Source organism: Paenibacillus turicensis, from assembly GCF_050461185.1.
Taxonomy (GTDB): Bacteria; Bacillota; Bacilli; order Paenibacillales; family Paenibacillaceae; genus Fontibacillus; species Fontibacillus turicensis_A.
Genome location: NZ_JBCMOR010000005.1, coordinates 815,748 through 838,547, shown reverse-complemented (window position 1 = coordinate 838,547; position 22,800 = coordinate 815,748). Strand labels below are relative to the sequence as shown.

Genomic DNA, 22,800 nt, shown 5'->3' with positions numbered 1-22,800 from the left:
AAACACAAAAAAGCTGGAGCTAAGGAATCCCTTGCTCCAGCTTTCTTCATTGTACTGCCCTTTTTGGTATCTACTACAACTTATTTCAATTCTGCCGCTGCAGTTTGTCCAGCAATACGTCCAAAAACAATAATATCAGCTACTGCATTACCACCAATACGGTTACCTCCATGCACGCCGCCAACAACTTCACCAGCTGCATAAAGTCCTGATAAAACTTTTCCTTCTTTGTTTAATACATGTGTTTTGGTATCAATCTTAAGTCCGCCCATTGTATGGTGAACACCAGGTGTAACTTCAATTGCATAAAAAGGTCCTTGTTCAAGAGAATGAGTTAAATGTACTCTTTCAAATTCAGTATCTTTACCATCTTTAATAAATTGGTTATATGTCTTCATAGTTGCTTCTAAAGTAGTTGCATCTAGTCCCAATTCTTTTGCTAGACTAGCAATGTCATCACCTTTTTTAGCATAACCATCTTTAATGTAACCAGCTAAAGATGCATTATCATCTGCAATTGCTTGGTTAGTGATCAAATAAGCAACTTTATCTGTTTGCTTCAAAATATTTTGAGACACAACGTCACGTGTAAGCAATTCGTTAGTAAAACGTTTAGCTTCTTTATTAACTAAAATTGCGCCATCTCCACGTAGACCTTCTGTAAATAAATAACCTGATTTAGGATCGGTAGTTGGGTGAATTTGGATTTCTCCGATTTGCATCAAATCTGCTCCAGCTTCTTCTGCCATTACAATTCCTGTTCCAGTAGCACCTGAATGGTTAGTAGTAGAGAAGCCTTTTAATTCAGGACGGTATTTAACTACCATTTCACTGTTAGCACCAAAGCCACCTGTAGCCATAATAACCGCTTTCGCATGTACCTTAAATGGATTGTTGTTCTTATCTACCGCCTCAACACCAGTTACAGCCCCATTTTCTGTAATGAGCTTCACTGCTTTGGTTTGAAGCATAATATCAACTTTAAGCTCTTTTAATTTTTTAGATAAAGTTTCGACAACAACCGGTCCAATCGGTGAACCGTCTGCTGGCGTGTGAATTCTCGGATTAGTTGCACCACCAGACAAGGATACACGAGCAATGCCTGCTCCCATGTCATTTAACCAATAAATTGCATCAGGTGCATTATCAACTAAAGTCTGTAGCAAGGCTGGATCATTGATGCCTTTACCACCCTTTAACGTATCTTCATAAAATACTTTCTTTGAATCCTTGATTCCGTTGTCTGCTTGAATCGTAGTTTCAGCTGCATTAAGTCCACCTGTTGCACGATTCGTATTTCCTCCAATAATCGGCATTTGTTCTAAAATCACAACTGATTTTCCAGCTTCTTTAGCTTCAATAGCAGCAGATAGACCTGCTCCGCCTGAACCTACAACTACGATATCTACATTCATATCTTCTTGTTTCTTTTGCTCAACTACTAATTTGTTTGCAGGATCCTTTAATGCTGTAATATCAGCGCCTGCTTTTTCTAACGCTTTCGTTACTGCTTCAAGAATACCATTACTAGATTCACTAGCACCTGCTACAGCATCAATCGCCAAGCTTTGTGTGCCGATGATTTGTTCTGTCAACTGGTTTATGGCTCCATCCCCAATTGTTCCAGTTTCACCAGTAGCTGAAATTTCAATCGACTCGATTTTGTCAGTGGTTACCGTTACTTTAGCAACGATTTCCCCACCATGTCCTTTAGAGACTCCCTCATAAGTACCAGCTGTAAATTTACCTGCTGTCTCAGCCTCTTTTTTACTAGTTTCTCCTTTACTGCATCCAACTGCAAGAATCATAATTAGACCAATTAAAAGAGTGCCCATGATGTACTTTTTCACTTTTTTTACCCCTTTGTGATTTTTTATACAACTAGGGTATACTTTATCACACTTCATGGTGAAAACATTGTGATTTTTTTTACAAAGTGAAAAATACGTAGTAAGTAGCACCTCACTAAGCCTTTTCACCTAACAGTTTTTCCGTTTTATTCCATACTGAAAGCACTCTTAAAAGTCCTATACAGCAAGACCTTAAGAGCACTTTTTAGTTAACAATGGGTCTAAAATAACATTCGAATTCTATTTCTTTTTTTCCTTTTCATCACAGTAAATTGCAATTGCTTCACTAATAAAGCGGGCTAATCTATCATCACCATAGCTATTAATTGTTGCTTCAAAGCGTTCATCCTCCACATAAAGTAATCCTAAACCACGAAAAATTTCAATTTTACAATCATAGTAATGTTCAGTAATAAAACTTCTCCACTCATCAATAGCAGCTTGCACATCAGGATGGCTTGGAGCTTCATCAATATAAGTGAAAATCTTACTGAATATTTTTTGAGCCGCTATATCAAAGGTTTTCCACTCAGCAGTATTACCGCCATTAGGATGTTTTCCATGATACTCTTTAAAAGCGGGTGTGTGTTGCCAACGTTGGTTTGCCTCCTTGTAATATTCCTGTTGTAGCTTCATAATTTCTTCTTCACTAAATGCCTGAAAGCTCATAATGTCTTCCCCCTTCAAAGTTTGTTCAACTAATGCAATTAATTTGTCTAATCGTTTACGTTTTAGAAGCAATAGATTTTTGTGTCTTTTTAATGCCTGCTCCTTGCTATATGAAGGTGCATCCATCATGCTTTTTATATCTTTTAACTCAAACCCTACTTCTTTATAAAATAAAATCTGCTGGAGCTTGTCTAAATCCTCTTTAGAATAATACCGATAATTTGCTTCAGATAACGTGGACGGAGATAACAAGCCGATTTTGTCATAATAATGCAAAGTACGTATCGTGATGCCTGTTTCTTTTGCGACCTCATTTACGCTCATTAGGTTTTGTTTTTTCATCCCAAAAATCCTCAATCTCTTTTAAAATTTGATCTGCTGGTATTAAAGTGGCTTCTACAATATTTTTCCCTGTCTTGTTTAGATAGTACTTTACCATATGATAACCACAAGCATATCCTGCACAATATGGTAGCCCAACTGGTTCATACCCTTGTAGCTTCGCCATCTCATCTCCATACAAATAGGAGGTTATGCCATCTAAACCGGTTACCTGTAGCCCTTGCTTGATGATAGGCTTAATCTTTTTATGAAGCACATCCACCTTTGTTTTACTTACCCATGGCCCAACCATATTTTCACCAAAAAGTGAAACCGCGAAATTTTCCGCCAATCCTTCGTTCACCATCATTTCAGCTAACGAAATGTCATTGCTCCACTTTTCAAACTGAAAACGAATATTGTGATTACACTCATGCGCTAGCGCTACAGGTATTCTTTCCAACGTATACTCATTAGGTAAAAGTGAACCAAAAATATAACCAGGTATCCCACCATCTCCACTGTAACCCTCATTCATGATCGTATACGGACTTTCTGGGTCAGCTAGCACAAGCGAGTATAAATAATTTTGAACAGGCAAATCAATCCCTGCATCGATAAAAAGTTGAATCGAACGTGCAATTGATTGCTCGCACCGTTGCCAAAGCTGTTCATCAGAAAGTAAATCAATCGTTTTAGTTTGATCGCCATTCAATTGCTCTGGTGCTAAAAAACCTAGCATCTTACTAGCCATAATTACATCGTAACCATTAGGTTGCTTCGCCTTTAAAGGAATGCTGTAATAAGACCATTTTTCCTCAAATGGCGCCATTAATTCATAACGATAAATATCTTCCCTTTTTTCTGCTGGAGCCTGCATTATTTTACTGTAAATTTTATCAGATCGAACACATTTAATATCCATCTCATAACCCCCCTATACTATATAAACCTCTTACTTTTCTCACTATATAGTATGACGTAACGTCAGGGTCAAGCTAGAATATTAATAAAACAGCTTCACAGTATTGTAAATTATTGCTATATTAAAAAAGAGGAAATAAAAAATAAATTTATCATGAAAGTGATATAAAACTATTTAGTGCGAACCCCAAGCTCACATAAAAACCCCGGATCCTTCGCACCTCGCGTCCCACAAGGGATTGCAGGTTTTTTGAGGATTTTTCAACAAAATTAAAGCGCTTTAAAAGCTCCTTCGCACTTTTAGGCCTGAAAGCCCTTGTCCTGTAAGGGCAGAAAAGTGGCGCTGTCGCACTCTATGTGAGTGCGTGGATTGAAATAGGCAAGTTTGAAAAGGAATTTACGAGATTGGAGTGAGTCGCACTCTATGTGAGTGCGTGGATTGAAATCATTCCGCCGTCTTCTATTATGCATGCTTTTTTGGTCGCACTCTATGTGAGTGCGTGGATTGAAATTCAGCCAGTTTTATATCACGATCAAACGCAGACAAGTCGCACTCTATGTGAGTGCGTGGATTGAAATAAGCTACTCCACGACAAATAGCAGAAGCATCTTATATAGTCGCACTCTATGTGAGTGCGTGGATTGAAATACGATCTTCATCCGTTACTAACTTCATTTCGTCGTCGCACTCTATGTGAGTGCGTGGATTGAAATATGACAATTTAATTGAGGATTGGGGAGGCGTTGAGTCGCACTCTATGTGAGTGCGTGGATTGAAATATCCAAAGCAGGAGCCGTATACATATCTCCATTATGTCGCACTCTATGTGAGTGCGTGGATTGAAATAACAGTGTAAGTTCGCCTCCATTGTTAAAAACCCTGGTCGCACTCTATGTGAGTGCGTGGATTGAAATTCATGCTTTGGCCTATTTACAGGCCATGTACAAAGGTCGCACTCTATGTGAGTGCGTGGATTGAAATAATACTTTAAGTATATATTTGATGCTCTTGCCCAGTCGCACTCTATGTGAGTGCGTGGATTGAAATACTCCATGCCATTTTCTTACATCCTCCAAACATATTTCGCACTCTGTCTGAGTGCGGGGTTTAAAGGTTTTTAAACACGCACCAACCACTGTGTACCTCATCTTGGAAAACAAAAAAGCCCTGAGGGCTTTAGTTTAAAACTAAATTCAGCTTTCTCTAATCGAGTTATACGTACTCACTTTCCATTGACCATCTCCATAAGCTAGCACGATTTCTGCTGAAATTGCGCCCTCATTTGCTCGATACTTACTGACCTCAATTGTAAGGTTTTCCTTGCTGTCTGACTGCAAATGTTTTTCTACTTTTAATAAAACCCCATTAAGTTTAGTTTCAGATTGATCGTGTAGCCCTTTTTCAACCAACTGTTCATAGGTAAGGGTATGAATCTTGACGTTATATTTATTTTGAAGATAATCCTCTATATTTTTCTTATCATAATCGCTTAAAGGTAACTCCTTGTTGTAATCCAACGAAATGTACTCCATGTTTTCATTAAGAGCAGAATCTATAGACATTATGTCATCTAAAGCCAAACGATAAGGTTCACTCCATTCATTCTCTGAATCCGAACTCGAACCCGATCCACCAGTTGCTTTAATTGAGCAAGCCGAAATCAAAAATACCATTACAATACTAACAATCAAAAAAATTGATTTATTTTTTATGTTCCTTCCCTCCTAGACCTCAGTTATCGAAATAAACGTAACAAAACAAAATATGTTGCATTGAAAATTAGCCTTGCTCAAAAAATTAATCAAAAAAAGAGGAAAGCTTTAATACACTTCCCTCTGTTTGCCCATTATCGAAAATCTTTTTCTACTGCTATTGGCAATAGCTTAAATTTGTTTCTATAAAAGTCAATCAAGCCGTCCCGCTTCATCCATGAAAGCTCTCTTGATAAAGCACTTCGATCTACATCTAAATACTCCGCCATCGCTTCTCTATCAAAAGGAATACTAAAAGCTTCTGTTCCAATTTCACGCCTAACTCTTGTTAAAAAAGTTAAAACCTTATCGCGAATAGTAGGCATAATCAGACAATCATTTCGGTCGTGCAGTTCTAACGCTCGTTCTGCAATACTATCAAAAAGATTACCAAGCAATTGTTCATGTGACATACATAACTTCGTGCAAGGACTCAATATGCTTTTGATAGGAATAAACAAAACTTCTAGTAGTTCTAATGCCTGTACAGACATAGGACATCTTCGTCCACGGCTAGCCGCTGTTAAAACTGCGGTATACCCACCCGGATAATGGAGAGATACAATAATTTTCTTTCCCGTGATACTCAATTTCGTACTTTGAGCGCTACCCCGCAATATGATGCCGATATCATCCACTAAATCGCCCTCACGGACAACCATCTCATCTTTTACATATTCTTTCCGTGTAGCTGACAGACATTCAAGCATTTGGGAAATATCATTTGGGGAAATCCCTGAAAATAAACGTGATTGACATAGGGAATCTAAGTCGTTCATGTAAGTTCTCCTCGTTGCACATGCAACATACATTTTCTTTTTACCATACTATATTAATTGTAAATACACAAGAAGTTAGTCACCTCTTCTAACCTCAGAATGGAGGAAGAACAATGCAAGAGAAAGAAAATTCAATCAAAGCGAGAAATCGACTTTTAGCATCAAAGGTCATAAAAAATCTGCACAGCAGAAAGTTTGAGGCCTATTACTGTGATAACGCCAAAGAAGCTGCAGAAAAGGCACTATCATTTATTCCAGAACAATCTTTGGTATCATGGGGTGGGTCAGTCACGCTTGAGGAAATAGGGCTTCTTAACCAAGTACGTCAAGGTAACTATACAGTCATTGATCGCGATAAAGCGCAAACCATTGAGGAACGTTACGAACTCATGCGTCAAGCTCTTTTGTGCGACACCTATTTAACGAGCTTTAACGCCGTTAGCGAAGATGGCATATTGGTCAATATAGATAGTGTGGGCAATCGAACAGCGGCCATTACCTTTGGACCGAGAAGCGTTGTTGCTATCGTTGGGATGAATAAGGTTTGTAAGACCGCTGAGGACGCAGTTATAAGAGCTAGGACATATGCGGCCCCTATTAATGTACAACGCTGTTCGTATTCATCTAGCCCATTTTTACATTCGCCACAAAAAACGCCCTGCCTGATCAATGGTGCTTGTGGAGATTGTAAAACTGATGATTGCACCTGTTCTTATATCGTCCAAACAAGAATGTGTAAAACGGCGGGGAGAATAAAGGTTATTCTTGTTAATGAATCTTTAGGATTTTGAAATAAATTTAATCTGGATCTTTTATAAAAGATGAGCAGTCTCAATCTTAGCAACTGGGAAAACAATTTCAAACGGTTCCACTTTAAGAGCAAATATTGACTTCACATGTGAAAGATCCGGAAACAAAAATTTGTTAATCTCTATGTTCTCTATTTTAGCTAATCTTCCCTTCCCTTTACCTGAAAATTTAGTATAAAAATATTGATTATTATGTAGCTGCACTAATGGGAATGGCATCAGACTTGTACTGATCGGCAAAGAAGGCCCAAACGTACTTAAAGTTAAATCCGCGATATTTTCGTTTTCTTTAGATACAGTGACCCTTTCCTTTTTAGAGCTAAGCTGTTGAAATTTAAAATTAGCAAGCTCTTTCGGGATTCCCCAGTTTTCTATTCCATTCACTACACTAGCCATTGAGGATACATAGATTTGACTGATTGTATTTAGCTTTCGCCCTTGATGATGGAACTTTCCAGGTATAAAAAGCAATTCACCATAAGGCCCAGCATTTGAGGAGGCATAGTCCACCAGCATCACGCTTCCAAAACCTCCTGCAAATTGATTCTGCAAAAAAGGAGGTATTCGCCCCTCTGTTTCTACAAATTGACGTGTAAAGCGGTAAATCAAAATATAACCTTTTCCTTGCAGACTCCATGGGGCAGGTATACTATTCATAAGATCAACTTCCTTTCTTGTCTAACCAGCCTTGGAATTTTTTTCGCTCAACTTCGTTATAGATTTTAAGGACAAAGGGCAGAAAACGATTTAATATTATAATTGTTGAAAATGTTTTAGAAGGATAGATGCTTCTTTTTCTGCGCTTAATTCCTTTTATAATTGCGGAAGCCACTGCTTCAGCTGACTGGGAAGGCCAAGGCACTGGACTATCTCCTGCCTCTTTAAAAAATGCTGTTCGTGTTGCAATTGGATAAACAACCTGAAAATATTGTTCTTTTTCAAGCTCGTATCGATAAGCGTAAGCAAAGGAATGTACCGCTGCTTTTGTAGCACTATATAAAGCATATCCAGGTAATGGCAACACTGCCATAGCACTTGCAGTACCGATAAATTGAAACGGACGTTGTCCATTCATTTGCTTTAGCTTCTGTGCTGTATAAAAAATATGGTAGCTATTTGTCTCAAAAATAGTTGAAATATGTTGCCAATCTTTATCTTTGAACTGCTCATAATACGCAAAACCTGCATTTGCAAAAAAAATATCTATATTTCCTAGTTTCTTTACAGCACTCGTAAATAGTGTATCTAAATCTTCAGGAACGGATACATCACACGTTTGTACATAAAGTCTTTGATGACTAATAGGCATTTTGTCATTTGGTTTAATTGCAGCGAGAATAACGCAATCTTCTTCTAGCAAACGTTTTACGGTCTCTAACCCAATTCCAGATGAAGCCCCCGTAACAACAACCTTTTTATTTGCAAGGCGTGTCCGTTTTAGCATTATTTTTCTTCATCCATGTTTTCAACATTAAGTAAAATACTAAGTTGTGAAACCGCCTCCAGTAATGACCGTAACGTTTGCTCTGGCATTTTGTTAAATTGAGCTGACACAATGTCATAATTATATTTCTCTATTAATTTAATTTGTGTAGCACCCTCATCTGTAATGTAAAGTGTTACTGCTCGCTTGTCACTTTCATCTAGCTTTTTATACAAAAAACCAGCCTTTTCAAGCCTAGATACCATTCGACTAGTAGAAAAAATAGCTTGGTTCATTTGCTTAGACAGAGAAGATATACGAATGCCAGGATGACGAATAAGTAAATGTAATAAATAAACTTCACTCCAGTTAATTCCAAACATTACCGTTTCTCGATGCTCAAACAAATAAATGCTACGCAAAAACTCAAATAATGCAGCGTCTACCTCTTTTTGATCAATAGTATATGACATGGAAATACCTCACCTTTATGCTATATTTAACAATATTTTAGCATTTTATTTGCAATGTGCAACTAAATTCAAAGTGAATTTTGTTCTATTTTTTTCTGAAAAGAAGTTAAAAATTTTCTTATAAGATATTAAAGTGCGTGGATTGAAATAAGCCTCTCAGCCTATCCCAACCTTATTTTCATTTTTTCTTCATCACAGAAAAAAAACTACATCTCATTGTCGATCCTATCCAACAATAAGGTGTAGTTTACTTTTATAATAACTTATCGAGTTTTCAAACTGATAAGGTTGACGCATACTCCTTTTCCAAAATGGAATAAAAGAACTGATCTGTCCACTCATTTTCCCAGTAAAACTCCTCCTTAATAACAGCTTCCTTGGTCATTACGATGTTTCCCATCAATTTTGCTGAGCTTGTATTATATGCATTGCATGTTCCAACAGTTTTTTCACTTTATTAAATATGCGCAATCACTCTCAATCTCCGATAATCCGCAGTCCAATGCGAGCCATTCCACAATTTCTTTCGTACCTCATCTGTCATATCTTTTAAAACTAAATTCTGCTCATTTTCTGAGAGCTTACCCAAATCCCTCTCAAAAAATTGCTTAGCCCAATTGTATAAGCCGTTCTCCCCATCCTTTAAAGGTGTTGGGCGATCATAATCATATATTTTATCAATGGAGAAGCCATGCTTTTCTAATAACGAACCAAATGCTTCTACTGTAGGAAAGTTAAATTTTGAGCTAAGTGAAAGTCCCATTTTCTCCAAAGCGTTTTTCATCCCGTTTTCAATCGTCTGAATATTTCCATAAGCTCCAAATTCACAAATGAGTTTTCCAGATGGCTTTAATGCGCTTTTAATTTTCTGAATTAATAAATCATGATCTAAAATCCAATGAAATACGGCATTTGAAAAAACTAAATCCCATTGCTGCAAATAAGGCATCTCTAATGCATTCATAACCTCAAAATCTAAGCCTGGATATGCTTGCTTTGCCTTATCAATCATTTCGGAGGAACCATCAATGCCTAAGATGTAATCCCCTAATTGTGCTAATTCCGCAGTTAATACACCTGTACCACAACCTAGATCTAAAATCCTTTGTGTTTTATCCTCTGGAACAAATTCCAAAAGTCCTTTCCCATACTCTGCTACAAAATCATGATTATTATCATAAAGTTTAGAATTCCACTTCATAATTTCCTCCTTTTCTGATGGACATGATCTCTATTCCACATGTGCACACCTATAGTACCGTTTTAATTTGTCACATTAATTTAAAATATAATATAACATACGATAGCATAAAAAAAGACAAGACCACTAAAAGCGGTCTTGCCAATATAAGAGCTAATTTAGGACAAACAATTGTTCCAAATGTAAGGAACGTGACTTACTAATTTTAGCGAGAGATAACGTGAATTGGGTGACCTTCAACCAATTCAGCAGTTTCCATAACAATTTCACCAAGTGTTGGGTGAGCATGTACGGTTAAGGAGATATCTTCAAGCGTAGCGCCCATTTCAACTGCAAGGCCAAGCTCTGCAATCAAGTTGGAAGCTTCAATACCTACGATTTGAGCACCGATTACGACATCATTGTCTGCGTTAGCAACAATTTTGATGAAGCCATCTGGTTGGTTCAAGGATGTTGCACGTCCGTTACCCGCAAATGGGAATTTACCGGATTTAACTTTAATGCCTTTTTCTTTTGCTTCTTTTTCAGTGTAGCCTACGCTTGCACATTCTGGATCAGTGAAGCATACAGCAGGCATACCTTTGTAATCTACAACGGACGGCAATCCAGAGATTGCTTCTGCTGCTACTTTACCTTCATAAGAAGCTTTGTGTGCAAGTGCAAGACCTGGCACGATGTCACCAATTGCAAAGATTTGTGGGTTGCTTGTGCGACCTTGGTGGTCAACTTTTACTAATCCACGATCATCTAGTTCAACATTAGCAAGCTCAAGACCTAGATCACCATCAGTGTTCGGACGACGACCTACAGTAACTAACAAGTAGTCTGCTGTTACTTCTTTTGCTTCACCATTTACACTATATTTTACAGTTACGTTTTTATCAGTTTGCTCAGCACTTTCAGCTTTTGCATTTGTGATAATTTCGATACCTGTTTTCTCCATGTTTTTAGCTACCAAACGAGTCATATCCTTGTCGAAACCAGGAAGAACTGCGTCTGCACCTTCAATGATGGTTACTTTTGTACCAAACTTAGAGTACATTTGACCAAGCTCAGCACCGATGTATCCACCACCGATAACGATCATGCTAGAAGGAATTTCTTGCAATTCTAATGCTTCTGTAGAAGACAAGATACGTCCACCAAATGGGAATGGTTTAAGTTCAATCGGACGAGATCCAGTTGCAAGAATACAGTTTTTGAAACGGTAACGTGGTGATTCATGATCGTTAAAAGCACGTGCTTCTGTGTTGTTAATGAACATTACTTCACCGCTAAAAATTTCGATCTTGTTACCTTTAAGCAAACCATTAACACCTTGGGTCATTTTTTTAACGACACCATTTTTAAACTCTTGAGTTTTACAAAAATCTACTTTTACATTTTCAGCAGTAATCCCGAAAGCTACACCATGGGAAGCATTTTCGAATTGATGTGCTGCTGCAATCAAAGCTTTGGAAGGAATACATCCACGGTTCAAACATACGCCACCAAGCTCAGATTTATCTACGATAACTACTTTTTGTCCAAGTTGTGCTGCACGAATTGCTGCCACATAACCACCAGGACCAGCACCTACGACCAATGTATCAATATCAAGAGAAGCGTCTCCTACTACCATTACATTACACCTCCATTACAAGCAACTCAGGATTAGCAAGGAGTTGTTTGATATAGTTCATAAAGTTTTGAGCAGTTGCACCATCGATTAGACGGTGGTCAAAGCTTAGGGACAATGCCATTACTGGAGCCACTACAACTTCACCATCACGAACAACTGGTTTTTCGCTGATACGTCCAGTTCCAAGAATCGCTACCTCAGGGTAGTTAATGATTGGAGTGAAGAACATACCGCCAGCAGAACCGATGTTAGAAATTGAAATTGTGCTACCTTTCATTTCGTTTGCGCTAAGTTTACCTTCACGACCACGAAGTGCCAAGTCAGAAATCGCTTCAGCGATCATCCAAATGCTCTTACGATCCGCATCCTTAATTACAGGAACGATCAAACCGTTATCTGTATCTGTTGCAATACCGATATCATAGTGTTTTTTGTATACAATTTCATTGTTTACTTCGTCGATAGAAGCATTCAATGCTGGGAATTTACGAGAAGCTGCAACCAATGCCTTCACGATGAATGGCAAGTAAGTTACTTTGATACCTTTCTTCTCAGCAACTGGTTTCATACGAGTACGGAAAGCAACCAATTCAGTTACATCAACTTCGTCCATGATTGTAACGTGTGGTGCTGTGTATGCGGATTTAACCATTGCATTAGAAATTGCTTTACGGATTCCTTTGAATGGTACACGTTCTTCATCACTACCTGCAGGGATCGCAGTTGGTGCTGAAGTTTGTGGAGCTGTAGGAGCTGCTTCACTAGCTTGAGCCGCTGCTGCTGGAGCAGATGCGCCGCCACCATTTTTAAAGCTTTCCACATCTTCACGAGTTACTTTACCCGCTTTGCCAGTACCCGTTACTTGTGCAATATCAACACCTTGCTCACGAGCAAATTTACGCACGCTAGGAGTCGCTAACACTTCATGATTAGGTGCAGCTGGTGCATCAGTAGATGCTGCTGCAGGCGCACTTGCTGCTTCTGGAGCTTTCGCTTCCTCAGCTTGTGGCTCTTCAGCGTGATCTCCGCCACCTAACAATTGCTCAGGAATTTCACCTTCTGCATCAATTACTGCAACCACTTGACCAACGCGGAAAATCGCACCGTCAGTACCAAGCACTTCTAGCACAGTACCATTTACAGGACAAGGTACTTCTACTACCGCTTTATCATTTTGTACTTCCATAATAATATCTTCGTCAGTTACTTTATCGCCTTGCTTGATGTGCATTTTAATAATTTCGCCTTCATGCAAACCTTCACCAAGCTCAGGGAAACGATATTCAAATTTTGCCACTTGAAAGACCTCCTATTGTCTTATTTTTAGAATTCAAGAACTTGGTTCACTGCAGCAATTACACGTGCTGGTGAAGGAAGCCATTGATCTTCAATTTGAGCGAATGGATATACAGTATCAGGACCTGCAACACGAAGCACTGGAGCTTCAAGGTGAAGAATTGCTTTTTCATTAATTTGAGCAATAACCTCTGCTGCGATACCTGCTGATTTTTGAGCTTCTTGAACCACAATGACGCGGTTTGTTTTCTTAACGGAATTAACGATTGTATCAATATCTAAAGGTACAAGTGTACGTAGATCAATAACCTCTGCCTTAACACCTTTTGTTTTTTCTAATTCTTCTGCCGCTTTAACAGCCGTATGCACCATCATACCGTAGGCAAGGATGGTTACATCAGAACCTTCACGAACTACGTTTGCTTTACCAAGCTCAACAGTATATTCGCCTTCTGGAACTTCTGCACGGAATGCATGGTATAAGTTCAAATGCTCCATGAAAAATACAGGATCATTGTCACGAATTGCAGAGATCAACAAACCTTTTGCATCGTAAGGGTTAGATGGGATAACCAATTTAATCCCTGGAGTTTGGGCGATAATACCTTCAAGTGAATCTGTATGAAGTTCCGCTGCTTTAACGCCACCACCAAATGGAGTACGGAATACTACTGGAGCGTTATAACGTCCACCTGAACGGAAACGCAAACGAGCTGCTTGCACTAAAATTTGGTCTAAAGCTTCAAAAATAAATCCTACGAACTGGATTTCAGCAATTGGACGGAAACCTTGAATTCCTAAACCAAAAGCTAAACCACCGATTGCAGATTCAGCAAGTGGTGTATCAAATACACGCTCTTCACCAAAATCTTTTTGAAGACCCTCAGTTACACGGAATACACCGCCAACATGACCTACGTCTTCACCAAATATAACTACGTTTTGATCACGTTCCAACTCTACACGCATTGCATCGCGAATTGCTTCTTTCATATTCATTTGTGCCATTGCTTCATTTCCTCCTCTATTCTCAAGAACAATCAGATTGTTTAATTTTTATTGAAAATCTGCTTTTTGCTCTTCAAGATGTTTAGGTGTATGTTCAAACATGCTATCAATCAAACCAGAAATTGTCATTTTCTCTGTTTGCTCTGCTTTTTTAATTTGCTCATTTACTTTTGCTTTTGCTTCTTCTTTTACGCGAGCTGTATCTTCTTCGCTCCAAAGACCTTTTTTCTCCATATATTTAACAAGACGGTTAATTGGGTCCTTTTCGCTCCATTCGCCTTCTTCTTCTTTAGTACGGTACTTAGAAGTATCATCAGAAAGGGAATGTGGACGGTAACGATAAGTAACTGCTTCAATTAATGTAGCACCTTCACCATTACGACCGCGTTCAGCAGCTTCTTGAACAGCACTAATTACAGCAAATACGTCCATACCATCAATCTTAACGCCACGAATACCAGCAGCTACTGCTTTATGAGCAACTGACAATGCAGCCGTTTGTTTTGAGAATGGAGTTGTAATTGCATAGCCATTATTTTGTACAAAGAAAATTACTGGTAATTTATAAACACCTGCGTAGTTAAGTGCTTCGTAGAAGTCACCTTCTGAAGAACCACCATCACCTGTGTAAGTAATTGCAACATGTTTTTGTTTCTTCAACTTGTAGCCCATTGCAATTCCCATCGCGTGAAGCACTTGTGCACCGATAATAATCTGTGGCATAAGTACGTTAACACCTTCTGGAATTTCGCCACCATGTTGATGACCACGAGAATATAAGAAAGCTTGGTAAAGCGGAAGACCATGCCATACTAATTGAGGCATATCGCGATAGCCTGGGCAAATAAAATCTTCTTTATCTAAAGCGAACTCACTACCTACCATTGTTGCTTCTTGTCCAGAAACTGGTGCGTAGAAACCAAGACGTCCTTGACGACCTAAGTTAATTGCGCGTTCATCCCAAGTACGGGTAAAAATCATACGATAAATAAGTTCTTTTAATTGATCATCGGAAAGATTAGGTACTTTATCTTTGTTCACAATTTCGCCATCTGGCGAAAGTACGGTTAATGCTTCAACTTCCTCCGTATATACTTCATAAGGAATTTTGCTCATTATATTCACCTCGACAAAATATTTGATAATTCAATGTCTCTGTTATAGAATTATTATACAACTGTTTCACCGAATAAGTCAAAGGAAATAGCAATATTCCCCCAACATTTTTTATTTTGTATATGTAACAGTAGATCGTAAGTTATATAACAGTTTTATTGCAGTTACATGAATAGATACTGTATGATTGACATATACAGGCTTAATATCAGCACTAAAAAGCGAATGGTTGTAAATTATAATATTTCTATAAGGGAGTTTTAACTATGACAGAACAGCGTTATTTAAAACGAACAATTATAAAAGAAATCATTGACAGCGAGAATTTAGGCGAAAAACGTACATTAAGAATCTATCTCCCCCCCGGCTATAATGAAATTCTCAGCTATCCCGTCATCTATTGTCAGGATGGCGAAGAATTTTTCAACTTTGGTCGCATTGCAACTATTGCAAATCACCTCATATTAGATGAAGACATTGAACCCTTTATTATTGTAGGTGTTGAAGTAGATACCAAAGTTCGCACCTCAGAATACGCTCCATTTGGGGAACGCTTTGAGGCGTATACGTCTTGTTTTGTTGATGAAATTATACCCTTTGTAGAACGTAATTATCCTGTAAGACAAGAAGCTTCTGAGCGAATACTTGCTGGTGATTCACTAGGTGCAACAGTATCTTTACATTTAGCAATGAAATATCCTCATACCTTTTCAAAAATAATTAGCTTGTCTGGTGCTTACTATGGTGCTTCTCTTGAGCTTTTAGCAGCAGAAAAGAACCTTTCTCACCTTTCTTTATTTATGATTGTTGGGTTACAGGAAGACAATTACACTACAGATACAGGTACCTATAATTTTGTAGAGCTTAATCGACAAGCCAAATCATTATTAGAAGAGCGTGGTGCAAAGGTTCATTATTACGAAAAAGACGGTAAGCACTTATGGGGATTTTGGCAACTAGAGCTTCCTGATGCAATAAAACATTTTCTTATGTAATTAGATCTAATTAACCGATGGTGAATTTTTTCAAAAAATAGGCTGCTACTAAATTGATTACTTCTCTCTTTGATCGCGCTTACATTTTCCGTCAAAAAGTCATATTTTTCTTGTTTTTGGAACCAATTATGTTCGCAGCCCTATTCTTTTATTCTTTTCACTTAAATCTATTGTATTATCCCAGAATCAAATTGTGCAACTAGAAATTCTGAATTATACTTGGGTAAGCTAATATAAACAAAATAGCTTTTGGGTATCCCTACTGAAAGGAAGTAAAGCTATGTCAACTAAACGTGTTTTTATTTTTGCAGGTGGTAATATTGATGAGCATTTATTAGAAGAGATTTGCGAAGAGGATTTTATTATTGGTGCAGACCGTGGTGCTTTGTTTCTAGTAGAGCATAATATTGAGCCTAATCTCGCCATCGGGGATTTTGATTCAGTGACAGAGCAGGAAATGCAAAAAATCAAATCACATAGCATAGAGATGATGACATGTGACGCCATTAATAAGGACTTAACAGATACTGAATTAGCTTATGAGCTTGCGGTTGAAAAACAGCCAAAGGAAATTATTTTAGTTGGCGCAACTGGAACAAGACTTGATCAAACCTTCGCAAACATTCAAATGATGTCAAAAGGGTTACAACATCAAATCAAAACATATATTGTAGATAAAAATAATTATATTACTTTAATCGGCTCCTCTTGTACGGTTGAGGCACGCGGATTCAGCTATGTCTCACTACTTCCATTGACGCCACAGGTAACCGGTATAACATTAGAAGGATTTATGTATCCTTTAGATCAAGCAACCTTAAAAATGGGGCATTCTTTAGGTGTTAGCAACAAGCTTATCGGACAATCAGGTACAGTACATATAGATAGCGGCTTACTACTCATTATTCAAAGTAAAGATTAAAAATTAGTTACAATGTTGTAACTAAAATCAAAATAGTTATTTTATCAAAAAACCTTATTGCAATAAGGTTTTTTTCTATTTCCCCGTTTAAAATCACCTCATATTATTAATTTTCTGTAAACTTTAATCGTTTTTTAATAAAAGGCCTCAAAACCAAGCGCTGTAAGTAGTATAGCATTACTTCCAAAATATAGGTTGTCTCAAACCTGTTATACTTTTGTTCGAACCTATCAAACAAACTAGTATTTTGGAGGTAACAACATGAAAAAGCATAACATATTCCAAAAGGTATTAACGGTAGGCATTGTGTCAACCATCGGATTCAGCACTCTACTCGCAACTGGAGCATCTGCTGCGGAAGTTTCCCCAACAGCAAGCAACATTAATGCTAATATCACTAATGACATTACTGCTGATTTTACTGCTGATATCACAGCAGCATCAAAAGGATCTCAAATTATTAGCTATGGTAAAAAATTTATGGGAACACCATATAAATTTGGCGCTTCAACAACAACAACTAGAGTATTCGACTGCTCTTCTTTTACTAAGTATATTTTCAAAAAGTATGGAATTACATTACCACGTACATCTGTAGCACAATCCAAAGTAGGAAAAGCTGTTTCTAAGGCAAATCTTCAAGTTGGAGACTTGTTATTTTTCTCAAGTGGTAGTAGAGCAAACGGTAAAAATGTAACTCACGTTGGTGTATACGCGGGTAATGGTAAAGTTCTTCATACCTATGGTTCTCCCGGTGTAACTTTGTCTGATCTTAATTCTGGAAATTGGAAAAGAACATATTTAAAAGCTCGTCGTGTATTATAGTATTTGAATTTTAAATTAATTAATTGAAGGGCGCCCATAAATGAATTTTCATTTATTGTGGCGTCTTTTTATTGCAGCATATACCCTACCCCTCTTACAGTATGAATCAGTTTTCTTTTTCTTCCGCTATCTATTTTTTTTCTTAAATGCCGGATGTAAACATCTACAACGTTGGTATCAATTAAAAATTCGTGCCCCCAGATATCCTGTAAAATCGCATCTCGATTACATACTGTATTTATTCTTTGGGCCATGTACAATAACAATTCAAATTCCTTTGGGGTTAATCTAATCATCTCACCGTTTCGGTAAACGCGATGACTATGGATTTGAACCAATAAATCTTCATACCTAATTTCATTCACATTTTTCTGGGATAACTCAAACAACGCAATAAGATTATGAATGCGAGCAATCATTTCATCAATAGCAATATTGTTTCCGACTACATCATTAGCACCATGCTCAAACAACAATACGTTTTCCTGACTGCCACCGTAGGCGTTAATGGCAATGAGTGGAAACATTCGACTTGAACGAACATACTTAACCCAATCTAATGTTCGGTCATCAACGACTGCTACATGGAAAATAACAAGCTTAGGAAATAAGCGATCCTGTAACATATATATTAGCTCTTCATAAGAATAGTAATGAAGCTCAAAACCTGCTTCGTTTAACCTTTGTCGCCATTCCTCCTGCTCCTGCGATTTTTCCTCTACCCACCAAACAATCTGCTTTTCCATGGATAATCCCCCTGTAATCTGAACAATCGTATGCTTAGAATTCTCCATATATAGAAAAACCATTCTCCTTCCATTTATATTTATGGATGAAGAATGGTTTTATTAGATCATTGAGCTGACCAAGCCTCAACATCCCAAACCTTGGTTACCCAATCCTCATAAAAATCAGGTTCATGTGATACCAGTAATACAGTACCTTTAAATTCTTTAAGGGCACGCTTAAGCTCTTCTTTTGCATGCACATCTAGGTGATTAGTAGGTTCATCAAATAAAATCCAGTTCGTTTCTCTCATCATAAGCTTACATAATCTAACTTTAGCTTGTTCGCCACCACTTAACGCTCGTAACTGTCTAGTAATGTGTTCATTTTTGAGTCCACAACGTGCAAGATGAGCACGAACCTCATGTTGGTTTAAGTGAGGGAATTCATTCCAAACGCTATCAATTGGTGTACCATTACCTGCAACTACCTCTTGTTCAAAGTAAGCAGGCTCTAAAAAGTCACCTTGATATGTTTTTCCACTAAACGGGCTTATTTTGCCTAAAATCGTTTTTAGCAACGTAGATTTACCAACACCGTTACAGCCAACGATAGCAATCTTTTCGCCACGTTCAATAGTAACACTCATCTTAGGCAATAAAGCATAATCATAACCTATCTCAAAATCAACACCTTCAAATACAGTTTTACCACTAGCTCTCGCTTCTTTAAAACCAAATACCGGTTTTGCTGCCTCTTCTGGGCGATCGATACGTTCTAGACGATCCAGCTGCTTTTCACGGCTTTTTGCTCGCCCCGATGTAGAGTAACGTGCTTTATTTCGCGCTATAAAATCCTCTTGCTTTTTAATAAATTCCTTTTGCTTTTCATAAGCATCAATATGTTGATTTTTATTCATATCAGCCATTTCAAGGAATTTGTTATAATTTGCTGAATAACGAGTTAGCTTTGCAAACTCTAAATGATAAATTACATTTACAACTTGATTCATAAACTCCGTATCGTGAGAAATCAAAATAAATGCATACGGGTAGTTTTGCAAATAGTTAGTTAACCATTGAATATGCTCGACATCCAAATAGTTGGTAGGCTCATCTAATAGTAATACCGTTGGCTTCTCAAGCAACAGCTTGGCTAGCAGTACTTTTGTACGTTGTCCCCCACTTAAGGAAGCTACGTCACGTTCTAAACCAATCGCTGACAAGCCAAGCCCATTTGCCATTTCCTCTACCTTAACATCAATTAAATAAAAATCTCCGATGTCTAGCTGCTCCTGAATATCACCCATTTGGTTCAGTAGTTCCTCTAACTCATCGGGTGATGCATCAGCCATTTTATTCGTAATTTCCATCATTTCCTTTTCAAGCTCTAGCAAGGGCAAGAAAGCATCTTTAAGAACATCACGAACCGTTTTGCCTGGTGTTAACTTCGTATGCTGATCCAAATAACCATATCTAATTCTTGGTGTCCATTCTACTTTACCTTGATCCTTTAGCAACTGACCTGTGAGAATATTCATAAGAGTAGACTTACCTACCCCGTTTGCCCCAACTAGTCCAACATGTTCGCCATCTAATAGACGAAAAGAAACATTTTTAAATAATGTACGATCCCCAAAATTGTGGGAGACATTTTCTACACTTAGTAAGCTCATATCCTTTACAAAAACCCTCTCTTAGTCGAAATAAGTCATTTACGCGTATTCAACAACCTATTTTAGCATAATATGAAGGGTTTTTTGAACCTCTCCGAAATAAATCTTTGAACATGATTTAAAATCTCTAAAAAATAGTATTGTTTTTGAATTATTTATGCTTCTTTTCTTTCCGCTACGCGTAAAACTCGTCTAGTTGCCCTTGTATTCCAACCCACTAGATACTCTATTATGGACACTAATCCTCTTTTATAAGCACGAGTGATCGGTTGCATTTTCAAATCTTGGGTATGTGTATTTTCAAGCTGAAGCGCTATATTCGTCTCATTCCACGGGACAATAATAGGCTCAGGATCCCAAGAGATCGCAAGATCCTCCATCAAGTTCATCATATATTCATGACTTAAATGGCTATCAACAGCTTGAATATAGACAGGCTTTACAGTAATTCCTTTTAAATCAGGCCACTTTTTAAATAGCTTCTGGAACCATTGCTTACTTTGCTCAATATCGTAACGATCAAACGTTGTCATCCAAACAATGGCATCTGCAGAATACCAAGCTTCGTAACAACCACAGTGGAGATCATTAATATCTATTAATAAATAATCATAAGCACCAGCTAAGCCACCTAATTCAAATATTTCCTTTTCCAGTTCACGTTCATTCTTAAAGCCTGCTGCTACATCAAAACCACAAAATGGTGTTAATCTTAGCTTGCACTCAGTACTCCCAATACAATAGCCGTATTTACCGGACATAGTAGCATCTGCTAACAATACCTTTTTATTAGCTGAGGACAATATTTTACTCAAATAAAGCAGAAATTCATGCTTATCGCTTATACCTGCAAAAATAAAACGTTTCAACTTAGTCGTCTCCTTTTATCCATTTCTTTTTCCACCACAAAGCAATTGAGGGGATTATCCTGCGTTTAGGTATTAGCCATTGTTGAAGAAGATCTATGATCACTGTCTTCATTTCCTCTCCAGGCTCAAATGGGTCTAAATCTAAAGGTAGGGGCTGTATTAAACTTTTAATTTGTCGCCTCATCTCCTTGACTTCCTGTACTGGAGCAAAGGGGACAACACATATCCAATCACGCTTCAGCATCACTGAATGCGTCTCCATAAATTTCATTACGTCAGTTCTACGCCACTCTGCCGCGCCCGCGACAATAAACGCGATATCTGCTCGCATAAACTCTTCTTGTAAATATGGATTATTACTTGTACCAAGATCACAAACAACATAATCATAATTTTGTGCCAATAGTCCAATATACTGGGCTCTAGTAGGTTGTTTGAAATAAAAGACACGATTAATTTGTATTTCTAAAGCGTTGCTGGATTCTGGAAATTCAAAACCTTCTACAATTGAAAATATACGTTCAAATGCTGTTGAAGCTGGGTCAAGCTCAATAATAGCAACACGATATCTCAGTTTTGCAAGTGAATGTGCAATCGTAATCGCAGTATGTGTAACACCTACTCCATGCGAAACACCACTTACAGTAATAAGATTAGTTTTTCCTTCCTTTACTACTACTTCTTTTGATAATTCTTCTTTTTGCTGCAATACTGCTTTCCGTAACAACTGAATCAGCATATCTGCCGAGGGATAACGATCCTCTGGGTTAGACTGCATCAAAGTATGAACAATAGGCAACAACAGACTATAGCCTCGTTTTGAGAATAGCTCCTCCGCATCCTGTGTTAGTTCACTATGTTTACAGCCTGTACCTAAAAATAGCAATACCGCACCTAAGGAATATAGATCAGCTCTACCATCACTTTGAGTTCCTACAAATTGTTCTGGAGCGGCAAATCCAACAGTCCCTAGCTTCACCGTATCACTTGCTTGATCTTGTTTATAGCTGCGAGCAATTCCAAAGTCTACAAAACGGACCTCCTCATCTTCATCTATTAACAAATTAGAGGGTTTAATATCCCGATGTATAATGGGTGGATCCTGACTATGCAAATAATGCAAGCCTTCCCCTGTTTTTAATCCAATAAGAGCTAATTGCTTTACAGATATGGGTTTGTCTTTTTCTTTTACATATTGATCTAAATGTATGCCCTGAATATAGTCCATAACTAAATAACAGTACTGTCTTTCATTAGACCACAAAAAATCAACAATTCTTGGCAACCTAGGATGACTTAGTTTGATTAACAACGAAGCCTCCTCTTCAAGTGCCCTGCCCATGTCATCACTCACACCACTTTCCTTAATCGCCCATCGTTTACCTACTAGCTTCAAATCATCAGCTAAATACACTCTGCTCATTCCACCTACACCAATAACCTTCAAGATCTGGTATCTGCCTCCTACAACGTCTCCTGAAGCAAGCTGTGGTATAAACTTCAACGATTCACCCCCTATATAAGACAACAAAAAAAGGGAAAGCTC

General features: G+C 37.9%; 21 protein-coding genes and 1 CRISPR repeat array. Of the genes, 4 read left to right on the top strand and 17 right to left on the bottom strand.

The annotated features are described in order from the left end of the window. Window positions 1–80: 80 nt before the first annotated feature. From ABE099_RS06015 to ABE099_RS05995, 5 genes are all read right to left on the bottom strand, one after another. Window positions 81–1,850, bottom strand: coding sequence for a flavocytochrome c (locus ABE099_RS06015; protein WP_430028334.1), 1,770 nt, complete (start codon window positions 1,848–1,850; stop codon window positions 81–83). A 240-nt stretch (window positions 1,851–2,090) separates the two neighbouring features. Beyond that, the gene (locus ABE099_RS06010) at window positions 2,091–2,861 is read right to left on the bottom strand and encodes a MerR family transcriptional regulator (protein ID WP_430028332.1); all 771 of its coding nucleotides are present in this window, start codon (window positions 2,859–2,861) and stop codon (window positions 2,091–2,093) included. After that, window positions 2,830–3,765, bottom strand: a complete 936-nt coding sequence (locus ABE099_RS06005) for a DUF2268 domain-containing protein (protein WP_430028330.1) — start codon at window positions 3,763–3,765, stop codon at window positions 2,830–2,832. Before ABE099_RS06005 ends, ABE099_RS06010 begins: the two co-directional genes overlap by 32 nt. 344 nt (window positions 3,766–4,109) lie before the next feature. Then, window positions 4,110–4,812: direct repeats of the CRISPR family, unit length 32 nt; unit sequence GTCGCACTCTATGTGAGTGCGTGGATTGAAAT. Between the two features lie 146 nt (window positions 4,813–4,958). After that, window positions 4,959–5,456, bottom strand: a complete 498-nt coding sequence (locus tag ABE099_RS06000) for a hypothetical protein (RefSeq protein WP_430028328.1) — start codon at window positions 5,454–5,456, stop codon at window positions 4,959–4,961. Window positions 5,457–5,611: 155 nt separating this feature from the next. Beyond that, complete coding sequence (locus ABE099_RS05995) at window positions 5,612–6,295, bottom strand: Crp/Fnr family transcriptional regulator (RefSeq protein WP_430028326.1); 684 nt, start codon at window positions 6,293–6,295, stop codon at window positions 5,612–5,614. 113 nt (window positions 6,296–6,408) lie between these two features. Here ABE099_RS05995 and ABE099_RS05990 point away from each other — a divergent pair, with 113 nt between their 5' ends. Further along, window positions 6,409–7,086 (top strand): lactate utilization protein, encoded by a 678-nt coding sequence (locus tag ABE099_RS05990; protein WP_430028324.1) that lies wholly within the window; start codon window positions 6,409–6,411, stop codon window positions 7,084–7,086. A gap of 21 nt (window positions 7,087–7,107) precedes the next feature. Here the strand turns inward: ABE099_RS05990 and ABE099_RS05985 are convergent, their stop codons facing one another. From ABE099_RS05985 to pdhA, 8 genes are all read right to left on the bottom strand, one after another. Further along, the gene (locus ABE099_RS05985; RefSeq protein ID WP_430028322.1) at window positions 7,108–7,761 is read right to left on the bottom strand and encodes an acetoacetate decarboxylase family protein; all 654 of its coding nucleotides are present in this window, start codon (window positions 7,759–7,761) and stop codon (window positions 7,108–7,110) included. 4 nt (window positions 7,762–7,765) lie between these two features. Further along, complete coding sequence (locus tag ABE099_RS05980) at window positions 7,766–8,548, bottom strand: SDR family NAD(P)-dependent oxidoreductase (protein WP_430028320.1); 783 nt, start codon at window positions 8,546–8,548, stop codon at window positions 7,766–7,768. Continuing rightward, window positions 8,548–9,000, bottom strand: coding sequence for a MarR family winged helix-turn-helix transcriptional regulator (locus tag ABE099_RS05975; protein ID WP_430028318.1), 453 nt, complete (start codon window positions 8,998–9,000; stop codon window positions 8,548–8,550). The genes ABE099_RS05980 and ABE099_RS05975 overlap by 1 nt, the downstream gene beginning before the upstream one ends. A 457-nt stretch (window positions 9,001–9,457) precedes the next feature. Continuing rightward, window positions 9,458–10,201, bottom strand: a complete 744-nt coding sequence (locus ABE099_RS05970) for a class I SAM-dependent methyltransferase (RefSeq protein WP_430028316.1) — start codon at window positions 10,199–10,201, stop codon at window positions 9,458–9,460. A 205-nt stretch (window positions 10,202–10,406) separates the two neighbouring features. Further along, the gene (gene lpdA / locus ABE099_RS05965) at window positions 10,407–11,822 is read right to left on the bottom strand and encodes a dihydrolipoyl dehydrogenase (RefSeq protein ID WP_430028314.1); all 1,416 of its coding nucleotides are present in this window, start codon (window positions 11,820–11,822) and stop codon (window positions 10,407–10,409) included. Window positions 11,823–11,826: 4 nt separating this feature from the next. Further along, window positions 11,827–13,119, bottom strand: coding sequence for a dihydrolipoamide acetyltransferase family protein (locus tag ABE099_RS05960; RefSeq protein WP_430028312.1), 1,293 nt, complete (start codon window positions 13,117–13,119; stop codon window positions 11,827–11,829). A 26-nt stretch (window positions 13,120–13,145) separates the two neighbouring features. Further along, the gene (locus ABE099_RS05955) at window positions 13,146–14,126 is read right to left on the bottom strand and encodes an alpha-ketoacid dehydrogenase subunit beta (protein ID WP_210090597.1); all 981 of its coding nucleotides are present in this window, start codon (window positions 14,124–14,126) and stop codon (window positions 13,146–13,148) included. Between the two features lie 48 nt (window positions 14,127–14,174). Further along, window positions 14,175–15,242 (bottom strand): pyruvate dehydrogenase (acetyl-transferring) E1 component subunit alpha, encoded by a 1,068-nt coding sequence (gene pdhA / locus ABE099_RS05950; protein WP_210090598.1) that lies wholly within the window; start codon window positions 15,240–15,242, stop codon window positions 14,175–14,177. 266 nt (window positions 15,243–15,508) lie between these two features. Here pdhA and ABE099_RS05945 point away from each other — a divergent pair, with 266 nt between their 5' ends. The 3 genes from ABE099_RS05945 (at window position 15,509) to ABE099_RS05935 (ending at window position 17,984) form a co-directional block, all read left to right on the top strand. Continuing rightward, window positions 15,509–16,237, top strand: a complete 729-nt coding sequence (locus tag ABE099_RS05945) for an alpha/beta hydrolase (protein WP_430028310.1) — start codon at window positions 15,509–15,511, stop codon at window positions 16,235–16,237. Between the two features lie 280 nt (window positions 16,238–16,517). After that, window positions 16,518–17,159 carry a thiamine diphosphokinase gene (locus ABE099_RS05940; RefSeq protein WP_430028308.1) on the top strand — a complete coding sequence of 214 codons (642 nt, stop codon included), beginning with the start codon at window positions 16,518–16,520 and terminating at the stop codon, window positions 17,157–17,159. Between the two features lie 261 nt (window positions 17,160–17,420). Then, window positions 17,421–17,984 carry a C40 family peptidase gene (locus ABE099_RS05935; RefSeq protein WP_430028306.1) on the top strand — a complete coding sequence of 188 codons (564 nt, stop codon included), beginning with the start codon at window positions 17,421–17,423 and terminating at the stop codon, window positions 17,982–17,984. 68 nt (window positions 17,985–18,052) lie between these two features. Here ABE099_RS05935 and ABE099_RS05930 read toward each other — a convergent pair whose 3' ends face one another. From ABE099_RS05930 to ABE099_RS05915, 4 genes are all read right to left on the bottom strand, one after another. Next, window positions 18,053–18,730: a winged helix-turn-helix domain-containing protein gene (locus ABE099_RS05930; protein WP_430028304.1), complete on the bottom strand. Its 678-nt coding sequence runs from the start codon at window positions 18,728–18,730 to the stop codon at window positions 18,053–18,055. Window positions 18,731–18,837: 107 nt separating this feature from the next. Beyond that, a complete protein-coding gene (locus ABE099_RS05925; protein ID WP_430028302.1) occupies window positions 18,838–20,385 on the bottom strand; it encodes an ABC-F family ATP-binding cassette domain-containing protein in 1,548 nt (515 codons plus the stop codon). Window positions 20,386–20,540: 155 nt separating this feature from the next. After that, window positions 20,541–21,254, bottom strand: a complete 714-nt coding sequence (locus ABE099_RS05920; protein WP_430028300.1) for a hypothetical protein — start codon at window positions 21,252–21,254, stop codon at window positions 20,541–20,543. Between the two features lies 1 nt (window position 21,255). Beyond that, window positions 21,256–22,758: a protein kinase domain-containing protein gene (locus ABE099_RS05915; RefSeq protein ID WP_430028298.1), complete on the bottom strand. Its 1,503-nt coding sequence runs from the start codon at window positions 22,756–22,758 to the stop codon at window positions 21,256–21,258. Between the last annotated feature and the right edge of the window lie 42 nt (window positions 22,759–22,800).

Bases quoted from the DNA above. Each gene is read 5' to 3' on its own strand.
- ABE099_RS06010 (WP_430028332.1), bottom strand. From the start codon at position 2,861: ATGAAAAAACAAAACCTAATGAGCGTAAATGAGGTCGCAAAAGAAACA.
- ABE099_RS06005 (WP_430028330.1), bottom strand. From the start codon at position 3,765: ATGGATATTAAATGTGTTCGATCTGATAAAATTTACAGTAAAATAATG.
- ABE099_RS05995 (WP_430028326.1), bottom strand. From the start codon at position 6,295: ATGAACGACTTAGATTCCCTATGTCAATCACGTTTATTTTCAGGGATT.
- ABE099_RS05990 (WP_430028324.1), top strand. From the start codon at position 6,409: ATGCAAGAGAAAGAAAATTCAATCAAAGCGAGAAATCGACTTTTAGCA.
- ABE099_RS05985 (WP_430028322.1), bottom strand. From the start codon at position 7,761: ATGAATAGTATACCTGCCCCATGGAGTCTGCAAGGAAAAGGTTATATT.
- ABE099_RS05980 (WP_430028320.1), bottom strand. From the start codon at position 8,548: ATGCTAAAACGGACACGCCTTGCAAATAAAAAGGTTGTTGTTACGGGG.
- ABE099_RS05975 (WP_430028318.1), bottom strand. From the start codon at position 9,000: ATGTCATATACTATTGATCAAAAAGAGGTAGACGCTGCATTATTTGAG.
- ABE099_RS05970 (WP_430028316.1), bottom strand. From the start codon at position 10,201: ATGAAGTGGAATTCTAAACTTTATGATAATAATCATGATTTTGTAGCA.
- lpdA (WP_430028314.1), bottom strand. From the start codon at position 11,822: ATGGTAGTAGGAGACGCTTCTCTTGATATTGATACATTGGTCGTAGGT.
- ABE099_RS05955 (WP_210090597.1), bottom strand. From the start codon at position 14,126: ATGGCACAAATGAATATGAAAGAAGCAATTCGCGATGCAATGCGTGTA.
- pdhA (WP_210090598.1), bottom strand. From the start codon at position 15,242: ATGAGCAAAATTCCTTATGAAGTATATACGGAGGAAGTTGAAGCATTA.
- ABE099_RS05945 (WP_430028310.1), top strand. From the start codon at position 15,509: ATGACAGAACAGCGTTATTTAAAACGAACAATTATAAAAGAAATCATT.
- ABE099_RS05940 (WP_430028308.1), top strand. From the start codon at position 16,518: ATGTCAACTAAACGTGTTTTTATTTTTGCAGGTGGTAATATTGATGAG.
- ABE099_RS05935 (WP_430028306.1), top strand. From the start codon at position 17,421: ATGAAAAAGCATAACATATTCCAAAAGGTATTAACGGTAGGCATTGTG.
- ABE099_RS05930 (WP_430028304.1), bottom strand. From the start codon at position 18,730: ATGGAAAAGCAGATTGTTTGGTGGGTAGAGGAAAAATCGCAGGAGCAG.
- ABE099_RS05925 (WP_430028302.1), bottom strand. From the start codon at position 20,385: ATGAGCTTACTAAGTGTAGAAAATGTCTCCCACAATTTTGGGGATCGT.